The sequence below is a fragment of the Paenibacillus polymyxa genome, from assembly GCF_001719045.1.
In the GTDB taxonomy this organism is placed as follows: domain Bacteria; phylum Bacillota; class Bacilli; order Paenibacillales; family Paenibacillaceae; genus Paenibacillus; species Paenibacillus polymyxa_B.
The window spans coordinates 5,327,851-5,349,305 of record NZ_CP015423.1 but is presented as its reverse complement, the minus strand read 5'-3'; the positions used below and the strand labels follow the sequence as shown (position 1 = coordinate 5,349,305).

At 51.5% G+C, this 21,455-nt stretch carries 1 protein-coding gene (running past one end of the window); it reads right to left on the bottom strand.

The genetic code is table 11. The features are described from left to right. A protein-coding gene (locus tag AOU00_RS24095; protein ID WP_069291848.1) for a non-ribosomal peptide synthase/polyketide synthase crosses the window boundary here: on the bottom strand, window positions 1-21,455 show its 5' portion. It extends 20,674 nt beyond the left edge of the window; only the first 21,455 of its 42,129 coding nucleotides appear in the window; the start codon lies at window positions 21,453-21,455; its stop codon lies beyond the left edge, outside the window.

Here is a 21,455-nt window from a genome sequence, read left to right as displayed (position 1 = left end):
AGCTCCTCGCCCAGTAAACTGCGTAGCTCACCAGCGCTTACGTCTCTTTCAGCAACATAGTACGCCACCAGTTGGTTTTGTCCCTGCTCGTCCGCTTGTGCCAGTACGATGACCTCTTGCACGTCTTCCACTTTCAAAATTTGTGCCTCGACCTCGCCCAACTCGATCCGGTAGCCCCGGATTTTCACCTGATGGTCGATCCGGCCCAAATATTCGATGTTGCCGTCTGGCATCCATCTCGCCAAGTCACCCGTACGGTACATTCGTTCATAGCCGGCTTCCCCAGCCGCAAACGGGTTCGATACAAATTTCTCAGCCGTCAGCTCTGGACGATCTAGATAACCCCGAGCCAGACCCGGACCGGACACGCACAGCTCACCCGCGACGCCTACCGGAGCCAAATGTCCATGCACATCCAGCATGTATACCCGATGATTCGGCACAGGACGTCCGATGGAAATCAGTTGTCCGGCTCTCTCATCCTCGGATACGGGCCAGATGGATGTCGCCACTGAGTTTTCAGTTGGACCGTAGCCGTTGTAGTACGCCACCTGATCCTTCCACTTGTACACCAATTCTGTTGAAGATGCTGAACCCGCCGTAAACAAAATACGCAGGTTTGGCATCCGTTCTGGCTCCAGATAGACCGCATAGGTCGGCGGCAAAGCTGCTACCGTGATTTGGTGATTCGCCATATATTGCTCAAACCGCTCGTAGTTCAAAATCGTCTCTGACGTTGGTACATACAGTGTGGCTCCACAGAACAGTGCCTGGAAGATTTCCCAGCAAGCCGCATCGAACGAATAGCTGGCGAACAGCAACGCATGATCCGACGTACGGATCTTGAGTGTCTGATCAAAATACGTTTTCAGATTGCACAGCCCGTGATGCTCCAGCATCACGCCCTTCGGCTGCCCCGTGGTCCCTGACGTATAAATCACATAGGCTAGATCGTTCGGACCGGACCACGGCTCCAGATTGGAACCATCCTCGTGGTACACCGTTTGCTCCCCATCCAGCACCAGCACATGACCGTCGATAGCGGCTTTGTCTACCAGATGGCTTTGCGTCAACAGCAGCTTCGCACCCGAGTCGTCCAGCATATAGCGGATACGCTCCTCTGGATAGGTCGGATCGATGGGGACATATGCACCCCCGGCCTTCAAAATCCCGAAGATGCCCACGATCATGTCCACCGAACGCTCGGTCATCAGACCCACCAAACGATCTTTCGTCACGCCTTGACTACGCAAGGTACGAGCCAAACGATTGGCGCGTGCATTCAGTTCACGATAGGTCAGCGCTTCTCCTTCAAAGAACAATGCTGTCTGCTCCGGCGTCTGCGCGGTTTGCGCCTCGAACAAGCCGTGAATCGTTTGCTCGTTTGGATATGCTACCGCTGTATTGCCCCAAACCTCAACGATTTGCTCACGTTCCTGCGTGGTTACCATATCCAGCTCATGCACCCGAATGTCCGGCTTCGCTGTCACCTGTTCCAGCAGCTGTACCAGATGACCTCGAATTTGCTCTACACTTTCCCGTTCAAAGGCCAAGGCATTATACCCAAAGCTCATGTGAATGGTGTTCCCTGGCAGTACCACCAGGTTAAAGTCATAGTTGGTCTGCTCGACAGACTCGGCTCCGGTGATGCTGAAGCTGGACTCATCCCCGTTGCCTAATTGCTCCAATTGTTCCTCTACCGGATAGTTCTCAAAAATAAGAATATGATTGATCAAATCCTGCTTAAGCTCCGACAACCCCTGAATTTCATACAACGGGTACGTATCATAGGCATGGGAAGCAATCGATTGCTCTTGGGTTTGCTTCATCACGTCTGAGAATAAGCTGTCCACTTGACTGCGGATGCGTACAGGAATGGTATTGATAAACAGACCAATGATGTGCTCCACATTCGGAATGTCTGCCGGACGTCCAGATACCACGCTGCCAAACACCACATCATCTGTGCCATTATATTTTTGCAGCAACAGGCCCCAAACGGTCTGCATCAACGTATTGATCGTTACCTGATAACGCTTGGCTACGCGCTGAATGCCAGCCGTTAGATCCGCGCCCAAGTCAAAATCCAGACGCTCCGCCTGATATTCCGTTTTGCCCTGAATTTTAGCCTGTGGCAGGCGGGACTGTTCCTCATATCCTTCCAGAACCTTGCTCCAGTAACCTGATGCGGCCTGACGATCCTGCTGTTCCAGCCATTCGATATATTGACTGTACGGCGTTACAGGGGCCAGTTCAGGCTGCTTATGAGCCAGTATCGCAAAATAACTCGCAAACACTTCGCCTGTCACCAGCGACAAGCACCAGCCGTCCATCACGATATGATGGAAACTCCATACAAAACGGTACGCATCCTCACCTGTGCGCAAAACAGCCACACGCATCAAAGCATCTTGCGCCAGATCAAAGCCTCTTTGCTTGTCTTTACACGTATATTCGAGGATGTACTCGTTTTGCCGCTCTTGCTCCATATCCCGCAAATCCTCTACATACAGTTCGCTGCGCTTATTCCGGTACACGACCTGCAGCGGTTCATCTTTCCAGCCACTGTAGAAGTTCGTGCGCAGTACCGTATGCCGCTGCACCAATACATCCAAACTTGCCGCAAATGCAGCGATATTAAAATGTCCTTGCAGATCAAAGGAGGCCTGTTCAAAGTAAGCTCCTGATTGCGAGTCCATCAGATTGTAAAAGAGCATGCCCTTTTGCATCGGCGTCAGCGCGTATACATTTTCCAGCTCACCTATATGTGCCGCCTGTTCCGCGATTTGTTCCAGTTCTCCAGTCGTCAGACCTTTGAAGGACACATCACTCGGCGTCAGCTCTGGCTGTTCCTGAGCGACACAATGCGCAATCACCTCTTGCAAAGCGGATTGCAGCAGTCCTGCCACACGTTCCAGCGTTTCTTGGCGATACTGCTTACGGCTGTAAGCGATCATCAAGCGCAGCGTGCCTTCCGAGATCATTGCATTCAAATCCAGCGCATATTGCAGCGGTGAATGGGCATCCTCTGTCTCCCCTGCGCTATAGGATGACCATGTGATTCCACTGTTTTGCACATCCTGATCGACCTGTCCCAAGTAGTTAAAGCTGATTTCCGGTTCTGCTGCAATCGGATGGGACGCAGGGGACAAGTAGCGCCAAGTTCCATACGTCAGCCCTTTATGCGGAATCCGGCGCAGACCTTCCTTCGTTTCTTTGATGTGCTGTGCCAGTGTCATTCCCTTGCCCATTTCCAGCAGCACCGGATACAAGCTCGTAAACCAGCCTACTGTACGTGTAATATCCACCTCTGGCAGGATTGCTTCCCGGCCATGTCCCTCCAGATTCACCAGCACCTGTCCGGCGCCTGTCCAGTTGTGCATCGCCAATCCTAACGCGGTCAATAGCAAATCATTGACCTCGGTGTTATAAGCGCGATGGGCCTGCTTTAGCAGTTGCTCCGTTTCAGCCTCGGTCCACTCCACCGTCAACACTTCGCTGTCTGCATTCAAGGAACCCTCGTAGGCGAAATCCTTAGGCAGCGGTGCCGCTTTCGCTTTGGCCTGTTCCAGCTGCTGCCAGTAGGCTTCATCCGATGCAGCCTCTGGACGATTGGCATAAGACGACAACTCCCGTGCCCATGTTTGGAAGGAATCCGTTTTATAGGGCAATCGTACAGGCTCGCCCTTGATCGCCTGCTCGTAACCTGTCGAGAAATCTTCAAACAGAATTCGCCACGATACCCCGTCCACCACCAAATGGTGAATGGCTATGAGCAAATGATCGCCCTCGGCTGTGCGGAACAATCCCAGCTTGACCAGAGGCCCTTCGGACAGGTGGATGCTGCTTTGAATTTCATTTGCCTTCGCTTCCAGCGCTTCCGCATAGGATGCTTGTTCACGGTAGTCTGCGGTTTCCAGCGTATACAATGCGCCTTCATCTACACCGCGTGTCCAAGCCTCGTAACCAGATGAAGCCTGACGGAAAACCGTACGAAGCGCATCATGATGCTTCACGATGTGATCCATGGTCCGGCAAACCGCCGTTTCATCAAAGCCCTTGGCACGATAGAGCATGACCGCCTGATTAAAGTGCTGCGGACGCTCGCGCTCCTGCGCAAAGAACCAATGCTGGATCGGAAGCAAAGCGGTTTTCCCGCTTACTTCTCCTTGATCTGCCATACGACTGACCTCATACATATGCGGTGCCAGTGCTTCCACCGTTGGATACTGGAACAAATCCTTCATGTCCAGCTTATAACCGACCTGGAACGCACGGGATGCGATTTGGATTGCCTTGATGGAATCGCCACCCAGATCGAAGAAATTGTCCGAAATACCGACAGTCTGCAGTCCCAGTACCGACTGCCAGACCGCTACCAGAGCCCGTTCTTGCGCGGTACGAGGCTCTGCATAATCCGTTCCGCTTTGCAGGCTGCCTTCCGGTGCTGGCAGGGCTTTGCGGTCAATTTTGCCATTTGGACTCAGCGGCATCTGCTCCAGCTGTACAAAGTACGACGGCACCATGTAGCTTGGTAGCTCCTGGCCCAGCTCACTTCTCAGCTCGCTGGCACCCATTTCTTGCCCGGCGACATAGTACGCCACCATTTGTTTTTGTCCCGTTTCATCCGCACGCGCCGTGACCACAGCTTCTCGTACCGATTCCATTTGGAGCAGCTGCGATTCGACCTCGCCCAGCTCAATCCGGTACCCCCGGATTTTCACCTGATGGTCGATCCGGCCCAGATATTCAATGTTGCCGTCCGGCATCCATCTCGCCAAATCGCCTGTGCGGTACATCCGTTCATAGCCGGCTTCGTCTTCGGCAAACGGGTCTTTCACAAATTTCTCGGCCGTCAGCTCTGGACGATTCAGATAGCCGCGGGCTACCCCGACACCGCCGATGCACAGTTCTCCTGCAACCCCGATCGGCTGCAATTGCTCCGTACCTTCCTTCACGATGTACAGACGAATATTTTGGATCGGTTTTCCGATTGGAATGACTGAATAGGTTTCATTAGGCTCGCAATCGAAGTACGATACGTCCACCGTCGCTTCGGTTGGTCCATACAGGTTGATCAGTTTCGCTCCGACCAGGTTCGACACGAGCCGCTGGAACCGGGCCACATGTTGTGGCGGCAACGCTTCGCCGCTGGCAAATACGTGGCGCAGCGTGCCCAGCTTCGCTTGCATCACTTCCTGTGGCTGCTGCTCCACATATTCTAGGAACGCATGCAGCATCGCAGGTACAAAGTGCATTGTACTCACGCCATCGCGGGCAATCGTATCGACGATGTCTTCCGGGTTCTTTTCCCCGCCCAAGGGCAACAAGCTCACCTTCGAGCCGACCAGCGACCACCAGAACAGCTCCCACACCGATACGTCAAACGTGAAGGCGGTCTTTTGCAGAATGGTATCTTCCGCACTCAAGCCGTATCGATCATGCATCCACAAAATCCGGTTCAGCACGGAATGGTGCTCCACCATCACGCCCTTCGGTTTCCCGGTGGAGCCGGAGGTGTAGATGACATAGGCTACATGATGCGGGCCAGCCAGTGGCTCCAGATTCGAACCGTTTTCGTGGTAGAGGTCCTCGCGATCCAACACCAGCACCTGGCCGTTGAAACTCAGTGAGGCTTGCTCTGCCAGATGCGACTGCGTCAGTACCAGCTTCGCGCCCGAGTCCTCCAGCATAAAGCGGATGCGATCCGCCGGATATTCTGGATCGATGGGTACATAAGCTCCGCCTGCTTTGAGGATCGCATAAATGCCTACGATCATGTCCAGCGAACGCTGAACCAAAATGCCCACGGGCTGATCCGGTTCAACACCTTCCGCACGCAGCGTCCGAGCTAAACGGTTCGCGCGCTCATTCAACTCCGCGTAGGTCAACGATTCCGATCCGCACAACACTGCCACCTGATCCGGTGTTTTCGCTGCCTGCTGCTCGAACAGTGCACTTAGCGTTTGATCCTGCGGATAGGCTGCCGCCGTATTCCCCCAGACCTGAACGAGCTGTGCCTGTTCTTGCGGTGTCACCAATTCCAACTCATTCACTCGGATATGCGGATTGTCCACAATTTGTCCGATGACATGGTCGATATGGCCCTGGATACGCTCCATGGCAGACCGGCTATACACGAGCGCATTGTATTCAAGCAGGATAGAGATATCCTCGTCAGGCACGACAATCAGGTTAAAATCGTAGTTGGTTTGCTCGGCAAGTGCCACATTGGCAATCGAGAAGTCCGTCTGTGACCTTGTCACGTCAGAACCGCCCATCTGCTTCATCTGCTGCCCGATCGGGTAGTTTTCAAAGACCATTATGTGATGAACTAGGTCTTGTTTTTGTTCAGTCAGTGCCTGGATATCGTATAGCGGGAACGTATCATAGACACTGGAGGCCAAAGCCTGTTCCTGGGTGCGCTGCAATACTTCAGCAAATGTAGCATTCCATTCACTTTGAATCCGCACCGGTATGGTATTGATAAACAATCCGATCATGTTCTCCACGCCTGGAAGGTCTGCCGGACGACCGGATACCACACCACCAAACACAACATCCTGATTATTATTGTATTGCTGTAAAATAACACCCCACACACTTTGCAGCAGTGTGTTAATCGTGACATGTTGTTGCTTGGCCATTTGGTTTAATGCCGCAGTCCGTTCTTTACCCAACCTAAAGGGCAGCTTTTCCGAAACATAGCCGGCATTTGAACTTTCACCACTTCCGTCTGATTCTTCATCCCGTGCGACGACAGAAGCTTGTGCGTTCTCACCAGGCAACAAGGTTTGCTGCTCAAAACCTGCCAAATAGTCACTCCAATAACGGGTTGCTTCCTGCGCATCCTGTTGTTCCAGCCATTCGATATAATCACTATAGGGCTTGACAGGTGCGAGCTCTGGCTGTTTGTGCTCCAGCAAGGAAACATATGCCCCAAACACTTCGTCCGTCATCAGGGACAGGCACCAGCCGTCCATCACAATATGATGGAAGCTCCATACAAAACGGTAGGAGCGATCACCCGTGCGGAAGACGGCTACGCGCATGAGCGCATCCTTGCTTAGATCAAAGCCTCGAGCTTTATCCTGGGCCACAAATTCAGCTACAGCGTGTTCGCGCCCTCTGACATCCTCATAACGGAAGCTCGGATTTTTATGACGATAGACAATCTGCAACGGTTGACCATACCAGCCGCTGTAGAAATTCGTCCGTAATATAGCATGCCGGCTAACCAGCAGCTTCAAACTTTCCTCGAATAGGGATGGTTCAAAGTGGCCCTCTAGATCAAAGGTTGCCTGCTCAAAATACACGCCTGTTTCTGCATTCATCAAACTATGGAACAGCATCCCCTTTTGCATAGGGGTCAACGGGTACACATTTTCCAATTCCCCAACCGTCTTGGTCTGCTCCTTAATCGTATCTAATTGCTCCATTGTCAGACCTTTAAACAGCACATCACTTGGAGTCAATTCGGTCCGCTCCCGTGTGACACAATGCTCGATCATTTCAAGCAGATTGGATTTCAGCAGATTGGCTAGCATGTGGACGGTGTCCTTACGGAAGGCTTTGCCGTTATACCGAATGTCCAGTTCCAGGATGCCGTTCGTTACGATCCCGCTCACATCGAGCGCATATTTCATCTTCGTCCGGTCACTAACGACCGATCCAATTGAGTAAGGAGACCTACGCATACCGCTGTTTGGCAAGTCCTGATCCAGCTGTCCGAGATAGTTAAAGCTTACTTGTGGCTCGGCAAAAGCTTGCTGTTGACCAGGATTCAGTGTATTTGCTTGCTGACTGGCGACTTGGCTGGATTCACTCAAATATCTCCAGATTCCGTAGCCCATTCCTTTATTCGGAATATGGCGCAGACTCTCTTTGACCTGTTTGATGCGTTCCGACCAAGCGGGATCACAACCAACGTCCAGCAATACCGGATATGGACTCGTAAACCAGCCTACCGTACGAGAAATGTCCGTATCCGGCAAAGTGTTCTCACGCCCGTGTCCCTCTAAATTAATCAGACTGCGTTCATGACCCGTCCACGTGTACAGCATCATGCCCAAAGCAGTCAGAAGCAGATCGTTCACTTCCGTGTTATATGCGCGGTGTGCTTGCTTCAATAATTTTGATGTCTCTTCCTCCGTAAGCTGGACGACCACTGTATCCGTGTCAGCCAAGGTAAAGGGCTCAGCCTGCGCTTGATCCTCAGGCAAACGTACTTGGTCAGCCCAAGCGGCTGCGTTCCATTGCTCCCAATAGGCGTGTTCACTGTCCATGGCTGCGCTATTCGCATAGGTGGAAAGTTTTTGTGACCAGGAACGGAATGAATCCGTTTTGTCCGGCAGCTGAAGCACTTCCTGATGAACAGCCTGTTCATAGGCAGTAGCCAAATCCTCAAACAAGATACGCCAGGATACCCCGTCCACGACCAAATGGTGAATCGCCATCAGGAGATGGTCCCCATCTGCACAGTGGAACAAACCCGCCTTTAACAGCGGTCCTTCTTGCAGTTGGATGCTGCTTTGAATTTCATTGGCTTTCGCCTCAATTGCCGCGCTGAGCATGGCTTCATCCGTCAAATCCCTAAAGTCCAGCACGTCCAGATGATACAGCTCGCCTTCCTGTATTCCGCGGTTCCATGCTTTATAGCCTTGCTCGGTCTTGCTGAACACCATCCGCAGAGCATCATGGTGCTCTGCTAGTTTGCCAAGCGCCTGACGCAGAGCAGCTTCGTCAAAGCCCTGCTCCCGGTGCAGGATAACGGCCTGATTAAAGTGATGCGCATCCACTTGGGCCTGCGCAAAGAACCCATGCTGGATCGGAAGCAACGCCGTTTCTCCGCTCACTTCTCCCTGATCTGCCATACGACTGACCTCGTGCATATGCGGTGCCAGCGTTGCGACGATGGGATAGCGGAACAAATCCTTCATGTCCAGCTTGTAGCCTGCCTGGAACGCACGAGACACGATTTGAATCGCCTTGATCGAATCGCCGCCCAGGTCAAAGAAATTGTCTAAAATACCGACGGTTGGCACGCCCAGGACGGACTGCCAGATCGCTACGAGTGCTCGTTCTGTTACAGTGCGTGGCGCTGCATAATCCGCACCGCTTTGCAGACTGCCTTCTGGTGCTGGCAGGGACTTGCGGTCGATTTTACCATTCGGTGTCAGCGGCATCTGCTCCAACCAGATGAAATACGACGGCACCATATAGCTTGGTAGCTCTTGTCCCAGCTCCTGTCTCAGTTCACCCGCTCCAAGCTCTTGACTCGCCACGTAGTACGCCACGAGCTGTGTTTGGCCCGTTTCGTCCGTACGTGCCATGATGACCGCTTCTTGTACCGATTCCACCTGCAGCAGCTGCGATTCGATCTCGCCCAGTTCGATCCGGTAACCTCTGATTTTCACCTGATGGTCCATCCGACCCAAATATTCAATGTTGCCGTCCGGCATCCATCTTGCCAAATCGCCTGTACGATACATCCGCTCATGGTCTGACTTGTCATCAGCAAACGGATTATTCACAAATTTCTCGGCCGTCAGTTCTTCACGTTTCCAATACCCACGGGCCAATCCTTCCCCTGCAATACATAACTCACCCGGTACGCCGACGGGCTGCAATTCTCCATTCGCATTCATGATATAGATTTGGGTATTCGCAATAGGACGTCCAATATTAATGTGCTCCGCATGGGTCAGTTCCTGCACGGTCGACCACACCGTCGTTTCTGTAGGTCCGTACATGTTATAAATGCGAGGACCTTTTATTTCTTGCAGTGCTGCGAGCAGCTTGGACGGAAGGGCTTCGCCCCCGACCATAATGGCCTTCACGCTTTGCAGTGTGCGGGAACCTGCTTCATGACCCAGCAGCATTTGTAACCGGGATGGGGTCATTTGCAACATCTCAATATGATGATGTGCAATCAATTCACCCAGCGCCTGCGGATTCACCTGATGCTGGCTGTCGCCAAGCACCACCGTCATTCCACCCAACAAGGGCAAGATGGTTTCCAAGACGAAAATATCAAATGAAATAGTCGTCAGTGACAAAATGGTTTGGCTCGCTTCAAAGTCAATGACTTCACGCATCCCGGTAATAAAGTTGAGGACCGAGCGATGCTGGAGCATAACTCCTTTCGGATTTCCAGTCGAACCAGACGTATAGATGACATAAGCCAAATGCTCTGGGCGGGCAATCGCCTCCAGATTGCTGCTCTCTCCCTGATACAAGGCTGCATCCTCAAGAAATATGGCATTGGCGTTGCAATGATGCTCTTCCAACAGATCACGACTGGTCAGAAGCACTGTGGCCTCGCTATCTTCCAGCATGTAGGCAATACGAGAGGACGGAAATTCGGGATCAATCGGCACATAAGCACCACCTGCTTTTAGAACAGCCAGGAGACCTACGATCATTTCCACTGAACGCTGTACCATCAGACCGACCAGTTTGTCAGGTCCTACTCCTTGTGCTTGAAGCATTCGGGCCAATGAATTTGCCCGTTCATTCAGTTCCCGATAAGTCAGACTCTGATGTCCAAATACCAATGCCACCTGATCTGGCGTATATTCTACCTGCTCCTCGAACAGCTGATGGATCGTCTGATGAGACGGAAAAGCACAAGCGGTATCATTAAATGCCGCTGTAATCTGCTGCTTTTCCGCCGCTGTGAGTAGTTCCAGTTCTTCAACACGAACATGCGGATTGAGCGAAATTTGCTCCAGCAGGCGTGCAAAATGCCCATACAGACGCTCAATACCTGCTTGATCAAAGCTGAGCGTGTTATACATAAAACGAATCTTGATGCCTTCACCCGGCATAACGACGACGTTCAGATCATAGTTGGTTTCCTCTGTAGACACCACGTTCGAAATCGTAAATTTATCCTGTCCATCACTGCCCAACTGCTCTACCTGCTGCTCCACCGGATAATTTTCAAATATCATAATATGATTGATTAAATCCTGTTTCTGCTCGGTCAGTGCTTGAATTTCATACAGCGGGAACGCATCGTAGGCATTGGAAGCCAGCGCCTGCCGCTGTGTTCGTTTCATCAGCTCGACAAAGGTTTCACCTTGTTCAGACTGCACGCGCACTGGAATCGTGTTAATGAATAGCCCAATCATGTGCTCCACACCTGGAATATCCCCTGGGCGACCGGACACAACGCTGCCGAACACAACATCCGAACTATTATTATATTTTTGCAACAAGACGCCCCATACCGTCTGAATCAGCGTATTGATCGTCACCTGATTTTGCTTCGCCACTTGTTCGATCTGGGCAACCAGCTCTGGCTGAAATTCGCAATCCAGATCTTCAGCAACATATTCCCCGGTGTGCATCGATTTAGGCTGTATTTTTTGCTGCGGGAGCGTAATTTGCTGCTCATAATCTTCCAGATATCTGCTCCAGTACTGCAGGGCCGCCTCACGGTCCTGACGTTCCAGCCATTCAATAAATCGACTGAACGGCGTAACAGGCTCCAGTACGGGTTTATGACCCGCGCGCAGTGCCAGATAGCTGCCGAATACCTCCTGTGTCATAAAGGACAAGCACCAGCCATCCATCAAAATATGATGGAAGCTCCAAACAAAGTGGTACGTTTCATCCCCGGTTTGCAGGATCGAAATACGAATGAGTGCATCCTCTGTGAGATTGAATCCTTTCGCTTTATCCTCGATGACAAAAGCTTCAACACGAGCTTCTCGTTCCTCTTTTTCTAGTCCGCGCAAGTCTTCATAATATAATTGCCCGCTACGATTACGGAAGACGACCTGTACAGGCTCATCCTTCCAGGAGTTGATAAAGTTCGTCCGCAATGCCTCATGACGCTGTACGAGCAGATCAAAGCTCTTACCGAAAGTAACCACATCAAACCGTCCATTCAATTCAAAGGTGGCCTGCTCAAAGTAAGCTGCCGAACTCTCATCCATTAGACTGAAGAAGAGCATACCCTTTTGCATCGGCGTCAAAGCATACACATTTTCTAGTTCACCCATATCTTGTGTATCTTTCACCAATTGCTCCAGCTCGTCCAGCGTTACATGTTTTAACAAGACATCACTTGGGGTCAACACCGTTCTCTTTTGGGCTACACAATGATGAATGACTTCACGCAAGCCGGATGCTAGCAGCTCTCCCAGCCGTGCAATCGTGTCATGACGGAACTGCGTTGTGCCGTAGCGAATCGTGAACATCAGCTCCCCATCCTCGATTAATCCATTGATATCTAGTGCAAAATCCATAGCCGCGTTCGTGCTAACTGGTACACCGATGGAATAGGAGGAAGGCTCCAGATCGTTGCCTTTATAATCCTGATCGAATTGGCCTAAATAGTTAAAACTGATCTCAGGCTGCGCCTGTAACTGCACGCCTGCTTTTTCCAGCACATTCATATCTGACAGGTAGCGCAAAATACCATAACCGATGCCTTTTTGCGGAATATGACGCAGCCCTTCCTTAATCCGTTTGATCAGACGAGCCGTATTTCCTCCTTGTCCCAGACTTCCATCCAGTACAACCGGGAACTGGCTCGTAAACCAACCGACCGTGCGCGTAATATCCACATCCGGTACAATAGCTTCCCGTCCATGGCCCTCCAGGTTGACTAACACCCGTTCAGAACCAGACCAGTCATAGACGGCTTTTCCGAGCGCAGCCAGCAACAGGTCATTCATTTCCGTGTTGTACGCGCGATGAGCTTGTTTGAGCAACTGCTCGGTTTCCTGCTTCGTCCAGCGCACAGTGACAACCTCACTGTCTCCGAGCCGTGCATTGTCATTGGCAAAATCCTTCGGCAAAGGCTTCGCGAGACTGGCTTCTGCTTGTTCGATATGCTGCCAGTAGGCAAGCTCCCGCTCCATCGTCGCACGATTCGCGTAGGCTGACAGCTGTTTGGCCCATACCTGGAAAGAATCTGTTTTATGCGGCAGTCGAATAGCTGTGCCTGTTTGACCTGCAACGGCCTGCTCATAACCGGATGCCAAATCCTCCAGTAAAATACGCCACGATACGCCGTCCACAACCAAATGATGAATCACGATTAGCAAATGATCGCCCTCAGCGCAGTGGAACAGACCAAGCTTCACAAGCGGACCCTCGCTCAAATGAATGCCGGCTTGAATTTCACTCGCCTTGGCTTCTACAGCGGCAGATTCGTCCTCTATTCCTCTAAAATCTACAATGTCCAGCGTGTATAGCTCGCCTTCCTCCACACTGCGGTTCCAAGCGACATAACCCTGCTCCGTCTCACGGAATACAGTGCGCAATGCGTCATGATGCTGGACAATACGTTCCATCGTACGGCGCAGCGCTTCTATGTCAAAGCGCCCAGCTCGATACAGCATCATCGCCTGGTTGCTGTGGTGCAGGTCTACCGGCTGCTGCTCGAAGAACCACCGCTGAATGGGTGTCAGTTCCACCTGGCCTACGACTTCTTCCTGACTGGCCATCTTGCCATCTGTACGAAGTAAAGGACTGAGTGACGCTACCGTCGGATTGCTGAAGAGGTCCTTCATGTCCAGTCGATAACCTGCTTGCAGCAATCGGGAGGATACTTGCAGCGCTTTAATCGAATCGCCGCCCAGTTCAAAGAAGTTATCCTGCGTGCCTACCGTTTCGACACCCAGCACCCCGGCCCATACTGAAGCTAAAACCTGTTCTACCGTGGTACGCGGTGCCACATAGGCCACTCCCGTAAGGATGCTGCCTTCTGGTTCCGGTAAGGCCTTGCGGTCGATTTTGCCGTTGCTCGTCAGTGGGATCGCCTCCAGACGCATCAAGCGTGCAGGTACCATATGTGCTGGCAGTCCGGCTTCCAGCTTGGCCTGTACTTCCTCGATCCGCAGCTCGTCTTCACCCGTAATGTATCCGCACAAGTACTTGTGCCCACGCTCATCCGTCCGGTCGATGACTACCGCTTGACGCACACCCGGCACCCGCTGGATCGCCGTTTCAATCTCGCCTAGCTCGATCCGATATCCCCGGATTTTGACCTGATAGTCCATCCGGCCGATAAAGTCCACATTGCCGTCCGGCATCCACCGCGCGAGGTCACCTGTGCGGTACAATCGTTCACCCGGTACGTACGGGTTTGCCACGAACTTCTCGGCCGTCAGGCCCGCACGATTCAGGTAGCCTCGTGCCACCCCGGCACCGCCAATGCACAGCTCGCCCAGTACGCCGATCGGCACCGGATTCAACTGGCTGTCCAAGATGTAAAACCGTGCGTTCAGCCACGCCTGACCAATCGGTACATTGCCGCTACTTGGCAGCTTCGACAGTTCTTCGTCGTAGAAGCTGGAGTCAATCGCCGCTTCCGTGACGCCGTAGCTGTTCATAATACGAACATCCGCGCCAAACCGTTCTTGCAGCACCCGATAATCCGTCACGCTGCAGCTGTCCGAGCTGGTGATCAGCAGTTCCAGACTGCTCATGTCCAGTCCCTGTTCATGTACATGCTGCATGAACGGTACGATTAAAGCCGGTGTGGATTCGAACACCGTAATCTGATAGTCGTGAATCCAGCCGTACAGACGGCTTGGGTCAATCCGGTCGTCTTTCGGGCAGATGACCATCGTGCCACCGTTATAGAGCGCCCGCGCGATATCGCCGACAAACACGTCGAAGGAGAAACTTGCCAGTTGCAGCAATCGTACCGGGAACTGGTTCAAACGGTAATCCCGGCGGTATGCCGCGGCTGTGTTTACCAAACTGTGATGCTCGATCATGACCCCTTTCGGGCGTCCCGTTGTCCCGGACGTATAGATAACATATGCCAGATCCTGCGGCTCATTGATAGGTTCCACATCCGTGGCATCCCCGATGTACAGCGACTCATCGTCCAGCGCCAGTACGGTGTGCAGACGCAAGTTCGCTGCGGATTCGGATACTGCTTCGCTATTAAATGACGAATCTGATTTCAAGATTAATCCCTCATTAAGGCTGTCTCTTTCCATCGTTTCAATGCTAACCGCCGTTTCCAGCTCGCCCTCAGACTGCCCTCCGGCCAAAGTCTGTCGGCTTTCCTCCAGCCATGCCTGCGCGCGCTCCTGCAAGCCGATTTGCGTCAGCAGCACTGTCGCGCCGCTGTCCTCCAGCATAAAGCGGATACGTTCGGACGGATAATCCGCATCTAACGGTACATATGCCCCGCCGGCTTTCCATACTGCCAATACGCCGACCAGCATGTCCACCGAACGCTCGCTCAAAATACCAACAATGGATTCGCGCCCAATGCCTTCATTCCGCAATCTACGAGCAAGTTGGTTCCCACGCTCGTTCAGCTCACGGTATGTAAGCTGCCGCTCCTCGTATACAACTGCCACGTGATCCGGTGCAAGCTGCGCTTGTTCTTCCACATAGGCGTGGAACAACCCTTCTGATTGCTTTTCATCACTCCATGCAGATACGCCTACTGATCCAAAACCGTCGATGATTTTCGCTTTTTCCGAAGCAGTCACTAGCTCCAGCTCATCTACCAGCGCATGCGGTTTGTGAATTGCTTCTTCTATCACACGCAGCCAGTGCTCACGGAATTGCTCGACAGTTGCACGTTCAAACACCAGCGCGTTGAATTCCAAATGAATATCCATTTCATCGCCTGGCACCACTGTAATATTAAAATCATAGTTCGTTTGCTCTGACATTGAAGCATTGGCAATCGTAAAACCATTCGTACCACGGCTACCCATGTGCTCCATGCGCTGTTCCACTGGGTAGTTTTCAAACACCATAATATGGTTCACCAGGTCCTGTTTTTGCTCTGTCAGGGCCTGAATTTCATATAACGGATAGGTTTCATAGGCTCGGGAAGCCAGTGCCTGCTCCTGTATCTGCTTCATTAACGCAGCAAACGTCATATCTTTCTCACTGTGAATCCGTACAGGAACCGTGTTAATGAACAAACCAATCATTTTATCGATGCCCGGAATATCCGCTGATCTGCCGGATACGACACTGCCAAATACAACATCCCGACTGTTGTTATACCGTTGCAGCACAACGCCCCACGCTGCTTGTAGAAGTGTATTGACCGTCACTTGCTTTTGCTTAACCAGCTTGTTCATCCGTTCCGTCACTTCGCGGTCCAGTGTAAACGAAAGTTTGTCCGCTTCATATTCTTTAGCGTGACCGTCCAGCTGTTTTGCCTGCGGCAATACCGTCTGCTGCTCGAAACCAGCAAAATAATCACTCCAGAACCGTTCAGCCTCTGCTTTGTCCTGCCGCTCCAGCCATTCAATATATTCGCTGTATGGCGTTACCGGGGCAAGCTCCGGCTTGTGGTCTTCGAGGATGGCAAAGTACGTATTAAATGCTTCCCCCACAACTAGGAACAAGCACCAGCCGTCCATCAAAATATGGTGGAAGCTCCACACAAAACGGTACGATTCCTCGCCTGTACGCAAAATAGACACCCGCATCAGCTCGCCTGAGCTGAAATTAAAGCCTTCGGCTTTGTCATGCTCAGCAAAACCAGCAATGTATGCGTCCTGCTCTCCTTGTCCCAGTGAACGCACATCTTCAAAACGGAACCCGGCATGTTTGTGACGGTACACCACCTGTAAAGGCTGCTCATTCCATCCGCTATAAAAATTCGTTCTGAATATTTGATGGCGATCCACCAGTTGATTTAAGCTTTCGGCAAAAGCCTCCACTTGAAAGCTGCCTTGCAGATCAAATGTCGCCTGCTCAAAGTACGCCCCGGATTTCGGCTCCATTAAGCCGTGGAACAGGATGCCTTTTTGCATGGGTGTGAGCGAATAAATATTTTCCAGTTCTCCCGCAACAGCCGTCTGCTCTACAATATGTTCCAGCTCTCCAGCCGTCAGTCCTTGGAAGGACAAGTCGCTTGGCGTCAGCTCTGGAAACTCTTTTTCCACACAGTGAGCCAATACCTCACGCAAGCTCTCCTGAAGCAGATCAGCCAGCTTTTTGATTGACTTTTTCATGAACGTTTTGTTGCTGTAGCTGATCGTCAGTTCCAGTGCACCGTCCGTGATCATGCCGTTGATATCCAGAGCATACCGCTTGGTTAACGTGTCACTAATGGAAGCTCCGATGGAATAAGGAGACATGCGAAAGGCATTTTTCTTTAAATCCTGATCGAATTGTCCGAGATAGTTAAAGCTGATTTCCGGCTCGGCGACAAAAGCGGCTTCCCCTTCCCCGTCAGCAAGATATCTCAAAATCCCGTATCCAATTCCTTTATGCGGCAAACGGCGCAGTCCTTCTTTGACGTTCTTGACACGCCGTCCCACATTCTGTTCCTCGCCCATATCGAGTACAACCGGGAATTGGCTGGTAAACCAACCGACCGTACGCGTAATATCCACATCCGGCAAAATAGCTTCCCGTCCGTGACCCTCCAGATTTACAAGCACCTGACGGATGCCTGCCCACTCCTGAATTGCGGTGCCCAGAGCTGTCAGCAACAGGTCGTTCGCTTCCGTATTGTAGGCACGATGAGCTTGTTTCAAGAATTGTTCCGTTTCTTCTACCGTCCACTCCACTGTCAGTGTCCGATCATCGCGAAGCTGTGGCTTGGCCTGAGATTTACGAGTGTAATCTTTTGGCAAGGATGTCTGACTCTTCCCTGCTTGCTCAATCTGCTCCCAATACGCACGCTCGTTCTCCAACGCTCTACTGCTCGCATAAGCGGACAGCTGGTCTGCCCAAAGGCGGAAGGAATCTGTCTTATTAGGCAAACGGACAGACTCGCCCCGTAAAGCCTGCTCATAGCCGGATGCCAAATCCTCCAGCAAAATACGCCAAGACACGCCGTCGACCACAAAATGGTGAATCGCTATCAACAAATGGTCTCCATCCGGGCAACGGAACAGACCCAGCTTCACCAAAGGGCCTTCATCTAAACGGATACTGCTTTGAATTTCGCTGGCTTTGTTCTCCAGCAAATGAGCAAAGTCAGACTCATTTGTAAAATCAACCACTTCGAGGCTGTACAGTTCCCCTTCTTGCACGCCACGGTTCCATACTTCATATCCACCGTCCACATTTTGGCGGAATACGATGCGCAAAGCGTCATGATGCTCGACAATGCATTGCAGTGCCTGATGAAGCGCCGTTTCGTCCAAACGATCCTCACGGTGCAGCATCAGAGCCTGATTATAGTGCTCAGGATTGGATGGCTGCTGCTCAATGAACCAGTGTTGAATCGGTGTCAATACCACGTTTCCACTGACTTCTCCTTGAGCGGAAACGCGGGTCATCCGCTGCACCCGTCCATTCAGCTCAGCAATCGTCGGATACTGGAACAGCTCTCTCATTTCCAGCTTGTAACCATTTTGCAGCAGTCTTGAAGACACCTGGATGGCCTTAATCGAGTCGCCCCCCAGATGGAAAAAGTTATCCAGCACACCAATATGCTCGATACCAAGTACAGATTGCCACACGGACACTAGCGTCCGTTCTACCTCATTACGGGCTGCTACGTAATCCTCACCGGAATCCACGCTGCCCTCCGGTTGCGGCAACGCCCGACGATCCACTTTGCCATTTGGTGTCAACGGCAATTGCTCCAGCTGCACAAAATATGACGGTACCATGTAACCCGGCAATTCTTGGCTCAAGGCGCTTCGCAGCTCACTAGCCGCGATATCCGCAAGGGTGACTACATATGCACAGAGCTGCTTTTGCCCCTGCTCATCCTCACGTGCAATGACGACGGCTTCTTGCACCGCCTCCAGCTTCAGCAGCTGTGCTTCCACCTCGCCCAACTCAATCCGGTAGCCCCGGATTTTCACCTGTGCGTCAATCCGTCCTTTGTATTCCAGCGTCCCGTCCTCATTCCAGCGCACCAAATCGCCTGTGCGGTAGCAGCGCTCTCCGCTGCGGAACGGACTATCTACGAACTTTTCAGCCGTCAAATCCGGACGGTTCCGGTAGCCACGTGCCACCCCATCGCCGCCGACGATCAACTCCCCCCATGCCCCGACAGGCTGAAGCTGCATGGAACGATCTACGACATACGCTGTGGAGTTGTGGATCGGACGCCCAATCGGCACCGCTTCCAATTGCACGCTGGCAATCGCATGAGTTGTAGAAAAAGTTGTATTTTCTGTCGGCCCATAGCCGTTAATGATCCGAAGGGACGGATGAGCCTCCAGCACCCGGTTAATGTGCGGTACGGACAGCACATCACCACCGACCAGCAGTTCTTGTACCCCCTCGAACAGCTCCAAGTCCTGCTGAGATAGCTGGTTAAAGAGCGGTGCAGTCAGCCACATTGTCGTGATACCATGGTTGCGCACGGCTTCCTTGAGCTTTGGAGCGTCCAAAATGACATCCTGACTTACCAGCACGAGCTGTCCACCATTTAGTAGCGCACCCCAAATTTCGAAGGTGGACGCGTCAAAGACAACAGCGCCAGTTTGCAAAATGCGTGTATCAGCATCTAATTGCGCATAGTTTGTACTTTTCACCAAACGCACAACACTGCGATGTTCTACCATAACCCCTTTGGGCTGTCCGGTTGTGCCCGAAGTGTACATCAAATAAGCTAGTCGGTTTCCAAATTTACGTTCTTGTTCTTCAGCGGTGCTGTCTACGACAGACGAGGATGATTCATTTAAAATCTCATTTTTCAGATTTGTATAATCGGTATAATCCGCATGATAAACCTCATTTTGCTCCCAATGTACGGTATTCAAGCCTTGGTTATTCTCTGCACCGTGCACCTTAGCATCGCTCAGATCCAGTACGATTCCGGTGTATTCCTCCGGTTGTTGTTCTGCGCTCTGCACCAGCAGCAACTTCGCCCCCGAATCTTCCAACAGGTAACGTACACGTTCAGCCGGATAATCAGGATCAATCGGTACATATGCGCCGCCCGCTTTGAGAATCGCCAACATGCCAACGATCATATCCGTGGAACGCTCAGCAACGATACCTACAGTTTGCTCGGCGGTAACACCGTGTCCGCGCAACGTGTGAGCCAGTCGATTTGCTTTTACATTCAGTTCGCCATAAGTTAAACGGGCATTTCCGAACACAACTGCTGTCTGATTCGGTGTACGTTCAGCCTGTTCCTCAAACAACTCATGAATGCCTGCTTCGTGTGGATATTCCACCGCTGTAGCATTGAATACGTCGACGATTTGCGCCCGTTCTTCCTCACTGATCAGCGACAATTCGTGTATCCGCTTGTGTGGGCCCTGCACCATATGCTCCGCCACACTCAAAAATTGTCGAATAATTCGAGCAATTTCCTGTTCACTAAACAGCTCGGTACGATAATCCAGGTACAGCACGAGTCTATCATCATCCAGCATTTCAACCATGTGAATATCGAAGTCGTTCACCGTATCTCCGCAGAAATCGTTATCAACCTGCTGAATCGCTTCATCAAACCGGGAGAAACTCAAAGTACGGTACTGAATGGAAGCACCAAACAGACGCTGAATGTCCAGACTGCTTTGCTGTTCACGCAAATCCTGAATAATTTTGTTGTACGGGTAACGCTGATGCCGCAAAATAGACGCCTGCTCCTTCCCTACACCCTGCAGGAAGGTCAGCAGTTCGGATTCTGGTTCGACCAACAAACGCGTAGCCACGGTACTGACGAACATACCGATGGTATCTTTTTCCTTCTTAGACGTACGGTTGGCATAGAGTGTCCCCACGCTTAAGTCCTGCTCTCCCGTCACTTTATGCAAATAAATATACAGAGCCGCCAGGAAGAACGTGAAAATACTAATTTTATGTTCCTCGCAAAAAGCCGTAACACCACGATACAACTCATGTTCCAGTATAAAGCTCTCCCGGCGTGCAGCTGTGCTCAGTGTCAGCGGGTTATATGATTTCAAACCTGTAGTCTCTGGCAAATCGGCAAACTTTTCTGTCCAGTACGTTTTGTCCTTTTGATAACGGTCTGATTGCTCATAGCTTTGCTCTACCTGGATAAAATCCAGATAGGGATTGCCCTTGGTCGGCGTATCTTGACCTGTACCATGCACAATATCCATATAATGTCCGGTGATTTCATTAATGGCCTGATTCATGGACACGCCGTCTGAGATAATATGATGCATTTTAAAATTAAACCAGGTTTCTTCTGCTCCGAGCTGCAAGATAACAAATCGGTACAGCTGCGAATCCAACAATGAGAACGGCTGTGGATTATGGCGCTTTAACCATTCCTTTGCTTCTTCCAGGGTAACTTGGAGCGTTTCTATACTTTCCGCCGTAAACGGCTCTACATATTGATACGGAATCCCATCCTGAGCAGTAATTTTGATACGAAAAGAATCATTTTGGGCAATGACCCGGTTCATTGCTTGCTGCAAGGCATCTATACGAACAGTTCCCCTGATTTTTACTGTTGCAATAATTGTTGATGTGTTCCGATTAGGATACAGAAGCTCCGTATACCAAATCCGTTGCTGTGGCTGGCTTAGCGAAAACAATTGAACATTTTGCTGTGTCAT